At 59.1% G+C, this 17322-nt stretch carries 13 protein-coding genes; 5 read left to right on the top strand and 8 right to left on the bottom strand.

Annotated features, from left to right (window positions below; translation table 11 throughout):
- The 3 genes from mupP (at position 1) to L6D81_RS04200 (ending at position 2792) form a co-directional block, all read left to right on the top strand.
- Complete coding sequence (gene mupP / locus L6D81_RS04210) at positions 1-672, top strand: N-acetylmuramic acid 6-phosphate phosphatase MupP (protein WP_236178006.1); 672 nt, start codon at positions 1-3, stop codon at positions 670-672.
- Between the two features lie 90 nt (positions 673-762).
- The gene (locus tag L6D81_RS04205) at positions 763-1503 is read left to right on the top strand and encodes a YciK family oxidoreductase (protein WP_025113079.1); all 741 of its coding nucleotides are present in this window, start codon (positions 763-765) and stop codon (positions 1501-1503) included.
- A 362-nt stretch (positions 1504-1865) separates the two neighbouring features.
- Positions 1866-2792, top strand: coding sequence for a GGDEF domain-containing protein (locus L6D81_RS04200; RefSeq protein WP_236178005.1), 927 nt, complete (start codon positions 1866-1868; stop codon positions 2790-2792).
- Between the two features lie 61 nt (positions 2793-2853).
- Here L6D81_RS04200 and L6D81_RS04195 read toward each other — a convergent pair whose 3' ends face one another.
- Both L6D81_RS04195 and L6D81_RS04190 read right to left on the bottom strand, forming a co-directional pair.
- On the bottom strand, positions 2854-3618 hold the full coding sequence (locus L6D81_RS04195; protein ID WP_373874282.1) for an iron-containing redox enzyme family protein: 765 nt from the start codon (positions 3616-3618) through the stop codon (positions 2854-2856).
- 79 nt (positions 3619-3697) lie between these two features.
- Entirely contained in the window at positions 3698-6160 is a 2463-nt protein-coding gene (locus L6D81_RS04190) for an EAL domain-containing protein (protein ID WP_236178003.1), read from the bottom strand.
- Positions 6161-6378: 218 nt separating this feature from the next.
- Between L6D81_RS04190 and L6D81_RS04185 the strand changes: the two genes are divergently transcribed.
- Entirely contained in the window at positions 6379-10851 is a 4473-nt protein-coding gene (locus L6D81_RS04185) for a hypothetical protein (protein ID WP_236178002.1), read from the top strand.
- A 1-nt stretch (position 10852) separates the two neighbouring features.
- Here L6D81_RS04185 and L6D81_RS04180 read toward each other — a convergent pair whose 3' ends face one another.
- The 5 genes from L6D81_RS04180 to L6D81_RS04160 form a co-directional block, all read right to left on the bottom strand.
- Positions 10853-12670: an ABC transporter ATP-binding protein gene (locus L6D81_RS04180; RefSeq protein WP_236178001.1), complete on the bottom strand. Its 1818-nt coding sequence runs from the start codon at positions 12668-12670 to the stop codon at positions 10853-10855.
- Positions 12663-13265: a DsbA family protein gene (locus L6D81_RS04175; RefSeq protein WP_236178109.1), complete on the bottom strand. Its 603-nt coding sequence runs from the start codon at positions 13263-13265 to the stop codon at positions 12663-12665. Before L6D81_RS04175 ends, L6D81_RS04180 begins: the two co-directional genes overlap by 8 nt.
- A gap of 35 nt (positions 13266-13300) precedes the next feature.
- A complete protein-coding gene (trhO, locus tag L6D81_RS04170) occupies positions 13301-14242 on the bottom strand; it encodes an oxygen-dependent tRNA uridine(34) hydroxylase TrhO (RefSeq protein ID WP_236178000.1) in 942 nt (313 codons plus the stop codon).
- 117 nt (positions 14243-14359) lie between these two features.
- Positions 14360-14659 (bottom strand): BolA family protein, encoded by a 300-nt coding sequence (locus L6D81_RS04165; RefSeq protein WP_007950896.1) that lies wholly within the window; start codon positions 14657-14659, stop codon positions 14360-14362.
- Positions 14660-14671: 12 nt separating this feature from the next.
- Complete coding sequence (locus L6D81_RS04160) at positions 14672-15190, bottom strand: DUF2059 domain-containing protein (RefSeq protein ID WP_236177999.1); 519 nt, start codon at positions 15188-15190, stop codon at positions 14672-14674.
- A gap of 193 nt (positions 15191-15383) precedes the next feature.
- Here L6D81_RS04160 and L6D81_RS04155 point away from each other — a divergent pair, with 193 nt between their 5' ends.
- Complete coding sequence (locus L6D81_RS04155; RefSeq protein WP_085668121.1) at positions 15384-16778, top strand: class II fumarate hydratase; 1395 nt, start codon at positions 15384-15386, stop codon at positions 16776-16778.
- 37 nt (positions 16779-16815) lie between these two features.
- On the opposite strand, the gene L6D81_RS29810 is transcribed toward L6D81_RS04155, so the two are convergent.
- Positions 16816-17280, bottom strand: coding sequence for a DMT family transporter (locus L6D81_RS29810; RefSeq protein ID WP_236178108.1), 465 nt, complete (start codon positions 17278-17280; stop codon positions 16816-16818).
- Positions 17281-17322 lie beyond the last annotated feature (42 nt).

Below are 17322 nucleotides of genomic sequence, written 5' to 3'. Positions count from 1 at the left end.
ATGGCCATCAGAGCAGTCCTTTTCGACATGGACGGCACTCTGCTCGACACCGCGCCGGACTTCATCGCCATCTGCCAGGCGATGCGCGCGGATCGCGGTTTGCCACCGATGAACGACAAACACATTCGCGACGAAATCTCCGGCGGCGCCAAGGCCATGGTCGCGGTGACGTTCTCGATGGATCCGGAGTCGCCGGGCTTCGAGGAGTTGCGCCTGGAGTTCCTCGAGCGCTATCTCGTGGGCTGCGCCGTGCACAGCAAGCTGTTCGACGGCATGGGCGAATTACTGGCCGACATCGAGAAAGCCAATCTGATCTGGGGCGTGGTCACCAACAAGCCGCTGCGCTTCGCCGAACCGATCATGCAGCAACTGGGGCTGGCCGAGCGCTCGGCCCTGCTGATCTGCCCGGATCATGTGAAGAACAGCAAGCCGGATCCCGAAATGCTGATCCTTGCCTGCAAGATGCTTGATCTGGATCCGTCGACCGTCCTGTTTATCGGCGATGATCTGCGCGATATCGAATCCGGTCGTGACGCCGGCACCAAGACCGCCGCCGTGACCTACGGCTACATTCATCCCGACGATAACCCTCGGCACTGGGGGGCGGACGTGGTGGTGGATCATCCGCTGGAATTGCGCAAGGTACTGGATAACGCACTCTGCAGTTGCTGAGACCTGGCGCGGAGCGTCATTGGCTGCATTCCCGCGCGGACGGTTCGACGCCTGGACGCGGGAACGATCTGACTCTTGATGAGGTTTTTTATGTTTGATTACTCCGCTCGCCCCGAATTGCTCAAGGATCGGGTCATTCTGGTCACCGGTGCCGGTCGCGGCATCGGCGCGGCCGCCGCCAAGACCTATGCCGCCCACGGTGCGACCGTATTGTTGCTGGGCAAGACCGAAGCCAACCTGACCCAGGTCTATGACGAGATCGAAGCGGCCGGGCATCCGCAGCCGGCTGTAATCCCGTTCAACCTCGAAACCGCCCTGCCCCATCAGTACGATGAGCTGGCGGCGATGATCGAGACCGAGTTCGGCCACCTCGACGGCCTGCTGCACAACGCCTCGATCATCGGTCCGCGCACGCCGATCGAGCAGTTGTCCGGTGAAAACTTCATGCGCGTCATGCAGGTCAACGTCAACGCGATGTTCATGCTCACCAGCACCCTGCTGCCGCTGCTCAAGCTGTCGCAGGACGCTTCGGTGGTGTTCACCTCCAGCAGCGTCGGGCGCAAGGGACGGGCCTACTGGGGCGCTTATGGCGTATCGAAGTTCGCCACCGAAGGCCTGATGCAGACCCTGGCCGATGAAGTCGACGGCGTGGCGCCGGTACGCTCCAACAGCATCAACCCGGGGGGAACCCGCACCAGCATGCGTGCGCAGGCGTATCCGGGTGAAAACCCGCTGAACAACCCGACGCCGGAAGAGATCATGCCGGTCTATCTGTACCTGATGGGCCCGGACAGCACAGGTATCAATGGCCAGGCTTTCAACGCCCAGTAATGCCATACGTCGCATTTGTTGCCGTGGCGGAATCCCGTCGCGGCATGCAATTGCCGCTTCCAGCGCGGCCATCTCAGTCAAATAACCACCGTCATTTCTGCCGCGTAAATCTCAAACCATTGATTCGCAACGGCTTTCAAAAAATATGAACCGTATGGCATGACTTTCGCTCTACATTTGCTCAAAGCACGCCGTGTGAAGGCAGTCGGGCAGGGCCTGATTCGATAGCTGACTAATCGTCATCGGGCAGACTAAACTTACGCCAAATGTCCTACGGGACTGATGGATCAGTATGACGCGCAGCCCATAGCCGCTCTCACCCAGCCTGTAAGACAGACTTACTGCTTAGGGGCTCACGCCATATGAAATCACCCTCCCAGACCACTGCAATTGACTTCGACAGTGCCAAATTGCAACGCCTGGGCTTTGGTCAGCTGCCTCCCCTGCTGGCGCGACCTGTCAGCCTGGCGCAATTGCGCCAACAAATGAGCCTGCAACTGCAAACCAGCCTCGAGCCTCAACGTATTCTCGGTCTGTTTTTCCGCGAAGTTCAGCGCCTGGTACCGCTGGACGCCCTGATCTACGTGCACAACGGTAGCGACCTGCGCCTGGAGTTCGGTGCCCGCGGGCACCACTCGGCCAGCTACAGCCTGAGCCACGAAGGCGAGCATATGGGCGAGTTGGTGTTCCGCCGCAATCAACGGTTCAGCGAGCAGGAGCTGGGCAATTTCGAGTCATTGCTGTCGACCCTGCTGTATCCGATGCGTAATGCCCTGCTGTATCGCGTCGCCACGCAAACGGCACTGCGTGACCCGCTGACCGGTGCCGGCAACCGCATCGCCATGGAACAGACCCTGCATCGGGAAATCGAAATGTCCCGTCGACACCTGCAGCCATTGTCACTGCTGATGCTGGACATCGACCACTTCAAACAGGTCAATGACCTTCATGGTCACGGTGCCGGCGATCAGGTGCTCAAAGCCGTGGCCGCATCGATCAAGGATCAGTTACGCAACGTTGATATGGTGTTTCGCTATGGCGGGGAAGAGTTCCTGATTCTGCTTTCCAACACCAGCCGTGAAGCCGCTGCAATGGTCGGCGAACGCCTGCGCCATGCGGTACAGGCCCAGGACTATTACGCCGATGGCCAACTGATCGAACTGACCGTGAGCCTTGGCTGCTCGACCCTGTTGCCGGGTGAATCCGCCGACAGCCTGTTGCGCCGGGCCGACAGCGCGCTGTACGTCGCCAAGCGCGAAGGGCGAAATCGCCTGACCATGGCAGGTTAGATTTTTGCAGCCAATGAAAAACGGGAGCCGAGGCTCCCGTTTTTCATTGATGTCGCCGAAACTAGCTCTCGACCAGCGCCCGACGCTCGCGCCCGACCATTACCACCCGCTCCGACAGCTCAAGCTGCAGGCAGCGCTCAAGGAACAGGTACATGTAGTCGTAGCTCTTGCAGATGGCCTGTCGCAGTTCCGCCTGCAAGGCTTTGCTCGGGTTCATCCCGGCCAGGGTGCAGATGATCTCCAGCGCCTCCCACGGGTGGGCATCATCGTATTGGGCGTGCATCTTCAGCCACTTCATGGCCCGCTTGCGATCCTCTTCAGGGAAAGCGGCGGCATAGACCCCCGTTGAACACACCAGCGCCGACCACTCCCCTGTCGCGCCCTCGATCGCGTAGTTGGTGGCCGCGATGGCCACGATCAGCGAGTCCGCCGAACTGGTGTGCCAGCACCAGTGGCTCAGGGCATGCAATTCCGGTGGTACTTGCTGCGCCTGCAGATCTTCCAGGCTCACCCCATGGGCCCGGCTCCAGTGCAGCCAGTAATCGGCATGGTTGAGTTCGACGCGGATATTGCGCATCAACCAGCGCCGCGCCATGTCTTCACCCGGGTGGCGGGCGAATTTGGTTTTGGTGAGATTCTGCGCCATGTACAACGCGAATTGCTCAACGACGGGCCAGCCCCCGATCAGGTACTGGCGCATGGTTTTGGCGCTGAGCTTGTTATCACGCATACGCAGATAAAGTTCATGTTCGACAACCCGGCGTTTGCTCTCGCTGCAATCCTGGATTAACTGTTGCGCCCAGGCGGGATAACTTGCAGCTTCCATGAGTGGTCCGGTTCGGTTGAATGTGTCGATCACTGTTCGGCTCCTTTTGATTTGTGATTGTAAGGATCGGCAAGAGACTTCAACGGAACGTGCCAGGCGCCTTGAATAACAACGGCTGCGGTCTGGCCGGCCGACTTTGCAAACTGTCACAGGTAAACAACTGCGGACGCTCCACAACATAACCCTGAGCGTAATCCACGCCGATTTCAAGCAATGCCTGCTCGATCTGCGCTGTTTCGACAAACTCGGCAATTGTCTGCTTACCCATGACATGTCCGATGTGATTGATCACTTCGACCATTGCACGGTTAATCGGGTCGTCCAGCATATCCTTTACGAAACTCCCGTCGATCTTCAGGAAGTCTACAGGCAAATGTTTCAGATAAGCGAATGAAGACATTCCGGCGCAAAAGTCGTCAAGCGAGAAATAACAACCCAAGCCCTTGAGTTCATTAATAAATTTGATTGCACTCCCAAGATTCGCAATGGCGCTGGTTTCTGTAATTTCAAAACAAATCATTTCAGGCGGTACACCGTAGTTATCAAACTGTTCGCGTAGAAAGTGCAAGAACGCGTCATCTCCGATAGTAATGCCTGAAAGATTAATCGCACACATTGCCAGAGGACTCTGACACTTATCGTTAATACACTGGGCAATAACCTTGAATACATTCTGCACAACCCAGCGATCCAGCGACGTCATCAATCCGTAACGTTCCGCCGCCGGTATAAAACTGTCCGGCAGGATCATCCGGCCCGCCTCATCGTGCAGTCGCAGCAGAATCTCGATATGCCCGCCTGAGCCACCGGCAGCCGAACTCAATGGCGCAATTTCCTGGGCGTACAGACAAAAGCGGTTTTCTTCCAGTGCCATGTGCAGGCGCTGCACCCAGGCCATCTCGCCAAAACGCAGGGACAGCTCTGAATCGTCGGCATGGTAGACCTGCACCCGGTTGCGGCCCTTTTCCTTGGCCATGTAGCAGGCCATGTCGGCGGCCCGCAACGAGGCCTCCAGGGTGGTCGGGGTTTGCGCGACGTGCACCAGACCAATGCTGACGGTGGTCAGGAACGGTCGCCCCTTCCAGACGAAGTGCAGGTTCTGCACGGTCTGGCGCAAGCTCTCGGCAATCTTCTCCGCCGCCTCCGGGGCGCAGTTCTCCAGCAAGATGCCGAACTCGTCGCCGCCCAGGCGCGCAAGGGTGTCGCCTTCGCGCAGGCCCGATTGCAGCAACGCACAGATATGCCGCAGCAACTCGTCGCCCGCCGCATGCCCACAGGTGTCGTTGACCAGTTTGAACTGGTCGAGGTCGAGAAACATCAGCGCATGGCGGCCGGGTTGCCGGGTCAGATTGTGCAGGCCCTGTTCGAGGCGGTATTCGAACTCGCGACGGTTGGCCAGCCCGGTCAGTGCATCGTGGGTGGCCTGCCACGACAGATTGGCGATGTATTGCCGCTCCTGCGTCATGTCATGCAGCACCAGTACAGTGCCGCTGACCTTGTCGGAGTTGCGGATCGGTGCCCCGACCAGGGTTACCGACACGGTACTGCCGTCGAGGCGCTGGATCAGCCTGGAGTGTTCGCTGCCACCGCTGAGCTGACCGCTGAGAATATGCTCGATCAAGGTCAGCCCTTCGGTCTGGGCGTTGTCGTCCAGCAGATTGAACAGGGCCGCCAGCGGCAGCCCGGCCGCCTGTTCGGCTTTCCAGTGGGTCAAGGCTTCGGCGGCCGGGTTCATGTATTCAATTGCCCCGCTCACGTCGGTGGTGATCACCCCGTCGCCAATCGACTGCAGAGTAATGTGGGCCCGGTCCTTTTCCAGCTGCAAGGCCTCGGCGAAGGCATGGCGTTGCTTGAGCAGTTTGCGGGTACGCAGCAATGCCAGAACGATCAGGCCCAGCGCCGTGGCAAGGTTGGTGAACAACAACAGGCGCAGGATCACCCGCGACCCCTCTCCCAGAGCATCGCTGAAGGCCTTGGCGGCGGGGGTCACGCCATCGTTGATCGCATAGATCCGGGCCTTCCAGCGCCGGATATCCGCATCGGTGGCGGCATTGGCGGTGATGGACCGATGCATCTCTCGCGCAACATCATCAAGTTCCACCAGATAGGCATCACCCAGCGTCCAGCGGTCGATGGCGATTTCCAGATAACTGAAATGACGGAAATTCAGATACAGCCAGATCAGGCTGGAGACATCATCCGGATGATTGCCGCCCTTGAGAATGCCCTCGCGCGCCGATTGGAGGTCCGGCGGTTGCCTGTCCAGTGCCACTCGCAACTGATGACCACCCTGAGGCACAGCGATTGCTTTCTGATATTTGAGGTAAATCGCCTCGTCACGGCTGTCGGCATAAAGATTGAGGTAATAGATGGCGTCTTTCTGGCCCTTGGACCAAAGACTCTCGCCCGCCACATAACCGCGAACGGCCGAAAGGACATAGAGGCTCACGCCCCCCAGCAAGGCTTGAAACAGCACGACGGCGATAAATGGCCAGACAATGCCCAGCAACCGAGGCGTTCCGAGAGTCCGCTTTTGCTTCATGGGATTCCTTGCGTGAGCACAGTCCGTTCGTCGTCCGGACGAAATCGCTATCACGAGACTAGGTTGGCTTGTGAATCTAGGCAAGCGACGGGCGCTTCAACTCCTTTCCGACAAGACATATGTACCGCCCTTCTGCCTTTTGGAAGCGATCTACTGCAAACCGCCCCCTTGAGGGCTAAAGCCTTACGGATCCCTCCACACCAAAAGGACAATCAAACATGCTGCCCCCTTCGACTTCCAGCGCCCCGCTCGACGCAGGCTCCTCTTATCCCGCGCGGCATCAGGCCTTACTGGAAGAGTACAGCAGGTTGCTGGAAAAACTGCGTAACACGCCCTCCACCGCCAGCGCCTTGACCAATACCTACCTCAAGCCACATCCTGGCTCGCCTCTGGACCTGGATGCAAAAAACCCGTCCATCGCCCGAAAACTGAAACTGACTCTACGCCCGGACGGGCAGTTCAGCCTCGCCCGGATGGCACTTTATTACGGTATCTCCCCCTGGAATCCTGCCGATAAAGAGGAACACCAAGCCGCATTGCGCGCCCTGGAAGAAAAGCGCGCCCGTCATGGGCTGCAATTGGAACGCGGCATTGACGTCGACTCGCTGGCCTGCACTCCGAACCTCGAGGAACACCAGGCTTTGCGGAAAAGCCGGAGCTTACCACCCAAAGAACGCTTGCCCCTCTCGACCCTGCTGGGCCGTCTGACCGAGAGCAAAATCCGTGAAGCCATCAGACAGTTCTTGCCGGCGTCAGTCAAATCGCTGATCGGCCATCTCGCGAAAAATCTCGCCTCCGATATCACCGCAGCGCGCGTTCGCCAGACCCCCACCGTGTACCTGGAGCAAATCCTTCAATCGGCCGACGCCAGCCAGCTGGCGAAGTCGCTGCTGACAAAACTGGGATGGTACGGCAGCGACACTGAACAAGACGATTCACCGCTCGTTCGCAACAAGCTGCTGAGCAGGGCAATCCGCTTGTGGGAGCAACGTGACACTGATGCAGAGAGAGATATCGCAGGGTATCCCTGGCATCAGCGCTCCAACTACGGGAAAAGCTACCAGGCCATATGGAGCGAGTTCGAAGACCACCTTCTGAGCAGCAATCGGGTCACTTCGGAAATCGAGGCGGTCCTGCTGGCCTGCCTGTACCGCTGCGAATTTCCAATCGACTTCCATCGCTCCGACACTCCCGTCGACCTGCCCTATAGAAGCTCTCTCGTCTGGGTGAACTTTGTCCATGGACTTCATCTGGCTGACGCCATCGAACCGGACCGTGTGCCCCACATGACATTCCAGCAACTGGTTGACTTTCCTCTGGAGGAATCCACAGAAGCCACTGAACAGGAACTGGATATCGTCGCCTGGAGCAGGATTGCTCCCGCGATGGACTGGGCTGTCGCCAACGGCATCGTGCAAGAAGACAGAAACGCCGAATACAGCGAGTCCACCAAGAAGCGCGTAATGGAGGCCCTCGACCAGCATACAGAGGTGATGAAAACCACTTTGAAACAACTGGATATCGATCCGCCAAAACGCTGGGAGATCGCAGACCGGGAAATCAAGAAAGTATTCGGTCAACAGGTGTTCACCAGCGATGGTCGAAAACTGGTCAGATACCTGGGGCCCGACACGGGTTCAAGGTTCGTGCCGGATCTACGACAGAAAAGCGTGTCCTTTCGCGATGTCTATATGTGGAAGGGACATAAAGACAAAACCTGGCTCATTACCGGATACGATGGCGAAAGTGTCAGCACCGCCCGTTTCAGCATTCGATCGGACGGCAGCATTGAAACGACCGCCAAATGGATCCCGGAAGCCATCCGGCTCAGGACACTGCCAGATGTCAATGTGTTGTTCGAGAGTCAATACAACACCTATCTCAACATGATAAAAAGTGCCTACCGGCAATTACTGATCAGCCTGTTCAGCCATCTGCCCCATGATGATCGTCTGGCCATCGAATACGGTGAGACAAAAATCTACACCGTGAGATCGTCGACCAAAGACCTGGAAGCTTCCCAGGAGAAGCCCTCACTCACAATGCCGTTGAGGCTGCGAATGGGCTTTATCCTTTCCATGACCTACAACGACCGGACCTGCTGGTATGAATGCCTGCCGCGCGCCGGAATCATTCGCCAGCGCACCGACTTCAACGCGGACATGCTCAACGGTCGCCTTACAACCGAAGAATGGCGAATTCGCGGCAAGGTGCGGGTGACCGTGCGGCGTGGCAAACCCGTACCACTGGACTGGGGTGCCTACGAAATCGGCCGCGCACCAAAGAAAGAGGCCACATGCATCGCCATCATCGAACAACTGGGCGTGACCTTTCCCCCTGAAGCGCCGACGGGTCATCCCCCTGCCATCACCTCCAAGCGCGCCTCGGAGATCGCGTTATTCATCGCACGCGACCACCTCTATGTAGCGGAAGACAAGCTTTACGCCAACGCACGGCAGCAGACAGAACTGGAGAAGGCGGAAGAGAGGCGTCATACCCTGCTTATCAAGATCGGGAAGTGGGTACCCTTCTTTGGCAACCTCGACGATCTTCATTCCGATGATCCGCGAAAAAGCATTAACGCAGTCTTCGGCATGTTCACCGACACACTGTCCTTTGCCCTTCCTCTTGGAAAATTCGTTTCCGGCTCTGCAAGACTCGCCTCCACCGCTGTTCGCCTGGGTTACAAACAGGTACTGCCACAGTTTTCCCGCCTGACCCAAAAACTACTGATCACGTCCTTACGCAACTTCAACCCGCTGGATGGCGCGCCCACTCTGGGGAAAGTACTGGTACATGGACTTTATGCCGTGAACCGGCTGGCACTGCGGGCCGCCATCAGGCAAATCAACAGGCTGACCGGGAGAGCTGGCTCATATGACTTCGTAAAAGGACTACCGCAAGTCACGGACCCGGGCAGCTACAAGCTGCTTGCCGCTTCTGACAACCTGGTCTCGACCAGAGGGTTCGATGACCTTCCGGCTCGCAGAGTCGACAGCGCGACGCTGCTTGATTATCGAATGCTTGATCCGATGACCGACAAACCCTTTGGACCGCCCCTGGCCGACAAGCTTTACCGGTTGTCGCTGGGCCGCTCTGCCTATCGCCCAATTCAAAAAACCGATCAGCACGTCTTCGTCGAAGTGGCAGAACACGCCACAATTCGCGAGTTGCCGGAAATCGATGGCCAAATGACCGTTTATATCGACAACGTACCCTATCGACTGGATGGCGACTGGTTGCGCCGTATCGAACTGATTGATGAAAGTTCGAAGTTCAAACGCACTTCCTGCCGTATCAAACGCGCACCAGGGAGTGACATTTGCGTTAATGAGTTCATTACTGGCGATCCCCATCCCGATACCCCGCCGCTTCGCTCATTTGACCCGAACAAAGGTTATGCCCCCTGGTTTGGTGAACGGTTGTGCACACCACAAGCGCGGCATTCAGTAGAGGGGGAGTATTTCCTGCGCGATGGCCGCCTCTATCATTTGTTGAATGGCGAACCGAAGAGGTGGAAGGGCGATTTCACACAATTGGGTTTCGCCCAAAAAAAGCCGGTACCCAAAGACGTAATCCTGGCCGACGTGCAATTTCAAAAGGGCATTTATGTACGCATAGAAATCCAGGGAAGCTATCAAGACAGCAATGAACTGCACCGCATAGGCGCGATTGTCGTACCGTCTCTCGTTACCTCCGACAATCTCCTCTTTACTCGTGTAAATACCGATAAATATTACCTGGCGACGTTTCCTGCAGATAAAGACCTGAGCGAGCTGCAGACGCTCACTATGAAACAACTATCTCAAGACGATCTCATGGAAGGCACACGGGGTGCCGAGCTGTTGCGAACGTATGAAGGCTCACTGACCGCCAACAACCTCGCGGCGATCTACGGTACAGATGCAGTCGAGCGTGCAATGAAAACCATGGAGCGAATCGCTATCCCCTTGGGCACCCCCCCAAACCCACCCGCCAATATGCAATGGATCAAACTCGATACCAGCCCCGGCGAAGCCCTGATGTTCGATCAAAGGACGAGAATGATCGTCACACAATCGTCCGAAGGCGCAACAACATGGTCACGCAGCCATGAAGCTTCGGAAACGTTGCGCCAACGAACAGCCGAAATTTTCGACACATTGTTCATGGAGCAGACGATCCCTCAGAACACAGAAAGTCTGTTCAGGATCGATCGCACGATGAAAAAGCTCAATGACCTGTTGCCTAAATCACAACGACGTTCCAACCCCAGAAACATCGCGTATGCAGAAGTCATCAAGACCGATGGAGTCAGGGAGGTCTATGTCAGTGTTTCCGGGGCACAGGGCACAACAGGAAAACTGCCTCTGTTCAAAACCTATCTGGGAGCCGAGCACGTCCAGAGAGGCGACGCAACTTACTTCAATGTCGACTTGAGCGGCCCACCCACCCGAAGTGGCCTTCTGATGGATAGCCATGAGAATCTTCTGGCCATTCCGAAAACCTATCCCGAACTGCCAGCGGTACCCACTTCACTGGACAGTGAAAGCAAGTTGATCAGTTTCATCCACCGGAAATATCCCGATAAACAGGCCATCCGCTCAGTCAACATCGCAACCACCATGCCGCCCTGCGAAGCTTGTGCGGTGATCGTAAAGGCGTTCGGTCATACAGGCGCTAATGATTGGCTTAACGTCATCTGGAGATAACCTACAACCGCTGCAAATGCCCATACAGCTTGGCGTACAAACCACCCTCGGCAATCAGTTGCTGATGGTCGCCATCTTCGGCCACTTGCCCGCCGTCGAACACCAACACCCGGTCCGCCTGCTTCACTGCTGACAGGCGGTGGGCAATGATCAGCGTGGTGCGGCCATTCAGGAACCGCGCCATGGCCTGGTGCAGGTTGTATTCGGTGGCGGCGTCGAGGGCCGATGTCGCTTCGTCGAGGATCACCACTTTGGGTTCCGCGAGGATCATCCGCGCAATGGCCAGCCGTTGGCGCTGACCGCCGGACAGACGCACGCCGGAGCGGCCGACAATGCTGTCCAGCCCATCCGGCAAGGCGCGGATAGTGGGCTCGAGCTGGGCGATTTCCAGCGCCTGCCAGCAGGCTTCGTCGCTGCGGGTACGGCCCATGGTCAGGTTGGCGCGCACAGTGTCATTGAACAGCGCCGGATGCTGCAGCACCACCGCGACATTTTCCCGAACCGTTTCCAGGCCGATTTCCTGTTGGGTCGAGCCACCGAAACGGATCGTCCCGGCCAGTGGCGTGTACAGGCCCAGCAGCAATTGCACGAGGGTACTTTTGCCGCCGCCACTGGCGCCGACAATCGCCACTTTCTCGCCGGGGGCGATGGACAGGTTCAACTGATCCAGCACCAGTTCGTCGCCGTAACCGAAGCTCAAACCCTGCACCTGAATCCCGACGGTATCGCGGCCCTTGAACGGGTCAACGCCGCCGGGGTATTGCGGCTCGTCGGCGCGGGCCAGCAGTTCGTTGATCCGCGCCAGCGCGCCACCTGCCGCGTAATAGGCGTATTGCAGGTTCAGCAGTTGTTCGACCGGACCGATCATGAACCACAGGTAGCTGAACACCGCGAGCATCTGCCCGATCGACAGGTCGGAAAACAGCACCGTGAGCATCGCCGCCGCGCGGAAGATGTCGATACCGAACTGGAACAGCAGCCCACTGGCGCGGTTCGAGGCGTCGGTCTTCCACTGCGAGTTGACCGCGTAATTGCGCACTTCCTGAGCCCGCAGGCCGAGACGTCCGAGGAAGAAGCCCTGCCGGTTGCCGGCACGCACTTCCTGAATTGCATCAAGGGTTTCGCTCAGCGCCTGGGTGAAGCGCGAGGTGCTGTCGTTCTCCAGTTTTTTCAGGTGTTTGACCCGTTTGCCCAACTGCACCGTGGCGTAGATCACCAGCGGGTTGAACAGCAGGATCAGCAATGCCAGTTTCCAGTGCATCCACATCAGGATGCTGGCGGTGCCGACCAGGGTCAGCATCGCCACCAGAAAACGGCTGAGGGTTTCGCCGACAAACTTGTCGAGGGTGTCGAGGTCAGTGACCAGGTGCGTGGTGACTGTGCCGCTGCCCAGGCTTTCGTATTCGCCGAGGGAAATGCGCTTCAGACGCTCGATCAACCGCACGCGAATGCGATAAACGATGTCCTTGGCCAGCCGCGCAAACAGTCGCGCCTGCAACACACCAAAACACAGCGCGCTGCAACGCAGGGTCAGCGTCACCACCAGCATCAGGCCGATGTAGCCCGCCGCCTGCTGCCACATCGAGGGCAGCACATGGTTCATCACTTTCAGCGCGGCATCGCCGTGGCCGAGCAGGACTTCGTCCACCAGCAACGGCAGCAGCAACGGAATCGGCACGCTGCACAGCGTCGCCAGAACGGCCACGCCGTTGGCGATCCACAGGGATTTTTTGTGATGAAGCGCCAGGCGCCGGACTTCAGCCCAGCTCAGCCGGTCGACACGCTTGACGGCTGGCGTGTCATCGGCCGGGTCAGACACAGGCGGCGCGCTCCAGCCATCGACCGAGCAACGGTGACAGTTCACTGAGCGGCTGGTAACCGTTGGTCAGCAACGCCAGATGGCCGTTGCGTTCGGCGAGCAGGGTCGGAAATCCGGCAATGCCCAGATCCTGAACCCAACTGAAATCGGCCTGGGTCGACTTGTGTTGATCGGCATGATCGAACAGGGCAGCAAATTCGATGCGCGGCACGCCAGCCTTCTCTGCCAGCTCCACCAGAACGCTGGCCTGGGTGACATCGCGACCTTCCGCGTAAAACGCCTGCTGGATCAACCCGACCAGTTTCCACGCGCAATCCGGCGCCAGGCTGCGGGCGGTGACGATGGCCCGGCAGGCAGGCTCGGTGTCGTAGACAAAACCGTCCGGCAACGCGCCTTCAAATTTGAACGGCTGGCCGGTGGCCTCGTTGACCGCCTGCCAGTGTTCGAGAATGTAGCGCCGGGTGGTCGGCTCCAGCGCCGCACCACTGCCGGTACGCAACCCGCCGACCACCAGGTGCAGTTCCACCCCGGCTGCCTGCGCCTGCTCCACCAAGGCCTTGGCCACCGGGGCAAATCCCCAGCACCACGAACACATCGGATCCATCACATAGAGCAGGCGTGCAGACATGATTAAGCCTCGGTGGATGCTTGCTTATAGTTGTAGCCGATCGGGTGCGGCATGTTGCGCGCCTTGGCCAGTTCGATCTGTTTCTGCCGGTCGATGGCACTGCGGCGGGTCTTCTCGCTCAGGGAATTCCAGCAGTGCGGGCAACTGATGCCGGCCACGTAATGCTCGGAAGCACGATCCTCGACACTGACCGGGGTGCGGCAGGCATGGCACTGATCGTAGTCGCCTTCGCTCAGGTCATGACGCACGGTCACGCGGTTGTCGAAGACGAAGCAGTCGCCCTGCCATTTGGTCTCTTCCTGTGGCACTTCTTCGAGGTACTTCAGGATGCCGCCCTTGAGGTGGTAAACCTCTTCGAAGCCTTCGCCGAGCATGTAGCTCGAGGCCTTCTCGCAGCGGATGCCGCCGGTGCAGAACATCGCGACCTTCTTGTGCACGGCCGGATCGAAGTGTTCTTTGATGTAGTCGGGGAATTCGCGAAAACTGGTGGTTTTCGGATCGATGGCGCCTTCGAAGGTGCCGATCGAGACTTCGTAATCGTTGCGGGTGTCGATCAGCAGCACTTCCGGGTCGCTGATCAGCGCATTCCAGTCCTTTGGCTCGACGTAGGTGCCGACCTGCTTGTTCGGGTCGACGCCTTCGACGCCCAGGGTCACGATCTCTTTCTTGAGCTTGACCTTGGTGCGATAGAACGGCTGCTCGTCGCAGTACGATTCCTTGTGATCGATATCGACCATGCGCGGATCGTTGCGCAGCCAGGCCAGCAGGCCGTCGATGCCTTCGCGGCTGCCGGACACCGTGCCGTTGATGCCTTCTTCGGCGATCAGCAAGGTGCCTTTGATGCCGTTGTCGACCATCGCTTGCAGCAGCGGCTCGCGCAGGTTGACGTAATCTTCGAGGGTGACGAACTTGTACAGTGCCGCCACGACAATCGGTTGTGTCATGGGTATTTCTCCAGGTGGCTACCCTCGTAAAGGGTGAACCGGATGCGAAAAAAAACGCGCCGGGTCAGCGGCGCGTTGCGGATTCTAGCAAAAAACCTCAGTTCATTGCTGCAAGGCTCAATGCTTGCTGCCGCCGGCACAGGTCGGCGACGCCGGAGCGACGCCTGTCTCTGCCCATTCCTGCGGGGTGTAGGTGTGCAGCGCCAACGCATGGAACTCGCCCATCAGCTCGCCGAGCGTGCCGTAGACTTTCTGGTGGCGCTTGACCCGGTTCAGGCCTTCGAACTGCGCGCTGACCACCACTGCCTTGAAGTGGGTCTGCAACCCGCGACTGTGCATGTGGCTTTCGTCCAGCACTTGCAAATGCTCAGGCTGAAGCAGTGCAAGCGTCGATTCGATGCGTTGTTGCATGGTCATCACGAACTCCGCTTACTTCTTCTTGGCCGCAGGCGCGCCTTTCGGCGCCAGCTCGTTGGTCATGTCGTCCAGCAGCTTGTTGACCACCGGCACGGCGCTTTCCAGCTTGGCCTGAGTCATCTGGGCCGATTGCTGGGTCAGCTGCGGCATTTTTTCCAGGACTTTCTTGCCCAGTGGCGACTGGTAGAACGCGACCAGGTCTTTCAACTCGGACTCGCTGAAGTTGCTGGTGTAGAGCTTGACCATGTCCGGCTTCAGTTTCTTCCAGCCGATGGCCTGGTCCAGAGCGGCGTTGGCCTTGGCCTGGTAGGTATCCAGTACGGCTTTCTTGGATTCCGGCGCCTTGGTCTGTTCAAAACGCTGGGCGAACATCTGCTGAACCTGCATATACACCGGAGTGCCCAGCTTGTCAGCGTGTGCCAGGGTCAGGAAAGCTTCGGCACTGGCGTTGTGGCTGGCGGTATCGGCAAGCACCTGGCCGCTGGCGCAAACCAGGGCAACCGCGGTACAGATGGCACGAAGACGAGTCATCGAGTTTCCTTTTCAGCTAGGCGAGGTAAAACCCCAAGGGCGACCATTCTGCGCCTGAATAACGCTGCGGCTCAAGCCCCGGCCCTTGCCGCGCTTGATTGGCGGGGGCCGGCGGGTCAACAATCGACCGGATGGAACCACCCGGAGCGAACCGGGCCTAAACTGCGCAAACAGACCAACAGGAGTGTGCACGATGAGCCGTATCGAAACCGACAGCCTGGGCCAGATCGAGGTCCCGGACGACGCTTACTGGGGCGCTCAGACGCAACGCTCGCTGATCAACTTCGCCATCGGCCAGGAACGCATGCCATTGCCGGTACTGCACGCCCTGGCCCTGATCAAGAAAGCCGCGGCCCGGGTCAACGACCGCAACGGCGACCTGCCTGCCGATATCGCCCGCCTGATCGAACAGGCCGCCGACGAAGTGCTCGACGGCCAGCACGACGACCAGTTCCCGCTGGTGGTCTGGCAGACCGGCAGCGGCACACAAAGCAACATGAACGCCAACGAAGTGATTGCCGGCCGTGCCAACGAACTGGCCGGCAACCCGCGCGGCGGCAAGACGCCGGTGCATCCCAACGATCACGTCAATCGCTCGCAGAGCTCCAACGACTGCTTCCCCACCGCCATGAGCATCGCCACCGCACAAGCGGTGCAGACCCAACTGCTGCCGGCCATCGCCGAGCTGTCGGGCGGCCTGGCCGAACTGTCGGCGCGGCACATGAAACTGGTGAAGACCGGTCGCACCCACATGATGGACGCCACGCCGATCACCTTCGGTCAGGAGATCTCCGGTTTCATAGCGCAGCTGGATTACGCCGAACGGGCGATTCGCGCGGCGTTACCGGCGGTCTGCGAACTGGCGCAGGGCGGCACGGCCGTCGGCACCGGGCTCAACTCGCCCCACGGTTTCGGCGAAGCGATTGCTGCCGAGCTGGCGGCGCTGTCCGGCTTGCCGTTCGTCACCGCGCCGAACAAGTTTGCCGCCCTCGCCGGCCACGAGCCGCTGACCACCCTGTCCGGTGCCCTGAAAACCCTCGCCGTGGCGCTGATGAAAATTGCCAATGACCTGCGTCTTCTGGGCTCCGGTCCCCGCGCAGGGTTTGCCGAAGTGCGCCTGCCGGCCAACGAGCCGGGCAGCTCGATCATGCCCGGCAAGGTCAACCCGACCCAGTGCGAGGCGCTGTCGATGCTCGCCTGCCAGGTGCTGGGCAACGACGTGGCGATCGGTTTCGCCGCCAGTCAGGGTCACCTGCAACTGAACGTGTTCAAACCGGTGATCATCCACAACCTGCTGCAATCGATCCGCCTGCTGGCCGATGGCTGCAGCAACTTCCAGCAGCACTGCATCGCCGGGCTTGAGCCGGATGCCGAAGTCATGGCGAAACATCTGGAGCGCGGACTGATGCTGGTGACGGCGCTGAACCCGCACATCGGCTACGACAAATCGGCGGAAATCGCCAAGAAGGCTTACAGCGAAGGCAAAACCTTGCGTGAAGCGGCGCTGGAGCTGGGCTATCTGACCGATGAGGAGTTCGATGCCTGGGTGCGGCCGGAAAACATGATCGAGGCCGGTGCCAAGGGCTGAGTCATGCCGATCCTTCCCGTGCCCGGCGCGGGAAGGGTCATCCGACCAACAGTTTCGCCCGCCGCGCCTTGAGCCCGGCAATCAGCGAAGGCCCCAGCACCACCAGCGCCGACCCCAGCACCACCAGCACCGCCCCGCCATACCCCAGCAGATTGATTTGCTCGGCATGCACATACTCAGGCCACACCCTCGCCGCCACTGCAACCGCACCGAACGTCACCAATGGTGTGATCGCGAGTGTCGCGCTGACCCGCGAAGCCTCCCAGTGCGCCAGCGCTTCGGCAAACGCGCCGTAGGCGATCAGGGTGTTCATGCAGCACGCCAGCAGCAGCCAGCCCTGCAACGGGCTCAGTGACAGCGCTTCAAGCGGATGCACCCAAGGCGTCAGCAACAAGGCGCAGAACAGGTAGATCACCATCATCACCTGCAGCGAATTCCACACCGTCAGCAATTGCTTCTGCCCCAGCGCATAGAAGGTCCAGACGGTCGACGCCAGCAGCACCAGCAACACGCCGGCGGTGTAGTCAGACAAAGACGTGAGCAA

This window comes from Pseudomonas sputi (assembly GCF_021603585.1).
In the GTDB taxonomy this organism is placed as follows: Bacteria; Pseudomonadota; Gammaproteobacteria; order Pseudomonadales; family Pseudomonadaceae; genus Aquipseudomonas; species Aquipseudomonas sputi.
This window is presented reverse-complemented; position numbering and strand designations above follow the sequence as displayed.

What these genes read in the sequence shown, in the direction of transcription:
- L6D81_RS04200 (WP_236178005.1), top strand. Translation starts at nt 1,866, where the DNA reads ATGAAATCACCCTCCCAGACCACTGCAATTGACTTCGACAGTGCCAAA.
- L6D81_RS04205 (WP_025113079.1), top strand. Translation starts at nt 763, where the DNA reads ATGTTTGATTACTCCGCTCGCCCCGAATTGCTCAAGGATCGGGTCATT.
- trhO (WP_236178000.1), bottom strand. Translation starts at nt 14,242, where the DNA reads ATGACACAACCGATTGTCGTGGCGGCACTGTACAAGTTCGTCACCCTC.
- mupP (WP_236178006.1), top strand. Translation starts at nt 1, where the DNA reads ATGGCCATCAGAGCAGTCCTTTTCGACATGGACGGCACTCTGCTCGAC.
- L6D81_RS04165 (WP_007950896.1), bottom strand. Translation starts at nt 14,659, where the DNA reads ATGACCATGCAACAACGCATCGAATCGACGCTTGCACTGCTTCAGCCT.
- L6D81_RS04195 (WP_373874282.1), bottom strand. Translation starts at nt 3,618, where the DNA reads ATGGAAGCTGCAAGTTATCCCGCCTGGGCGCAACAGTTAATCCAGGAT.
- L6D81_RS04190 (WP_236178003.1), bottom strand. Translation starts at nt 6,160, where the DNA reads ATGAAGCAAAAGCGGACTCTCGGAACGCCTCGGTTGCTGGGCATTGTC.
- L6D81_RS04155 (WP_085668121.1), top strand. Translation starts at nt 15,384, where the DNA reads ATGAGCCGTATCGAAACCGACAGCCTGGGCCAGATCGAGGTCCCGGAC.
- L6D81_RS04185 (WP_236178002.1), top strand. Translation starts at nt 6,379, where the DNA reads ATGCTGCCCCCTTCGACTTCCAGCGCCCCGCTCGACGCAGGCTCCTCT.
- L6D81_RS04175 (WP_236178109.1), bottom strand. Translation starts at nt 13,265, where the DNA reads ATGTGTTCGTGGTGCTGGGGATTTGCCCCGGTGGCCAAGGCCTTGGTG.
- L6D81_RS04160 (WP_236177999.1), bottom strand. Translation starts at nt 15,190, where the DNA reads ATGACTCGTCTTCGTGCCATCTGTACCGCGGTTGCCCTGGTTTGCGCC.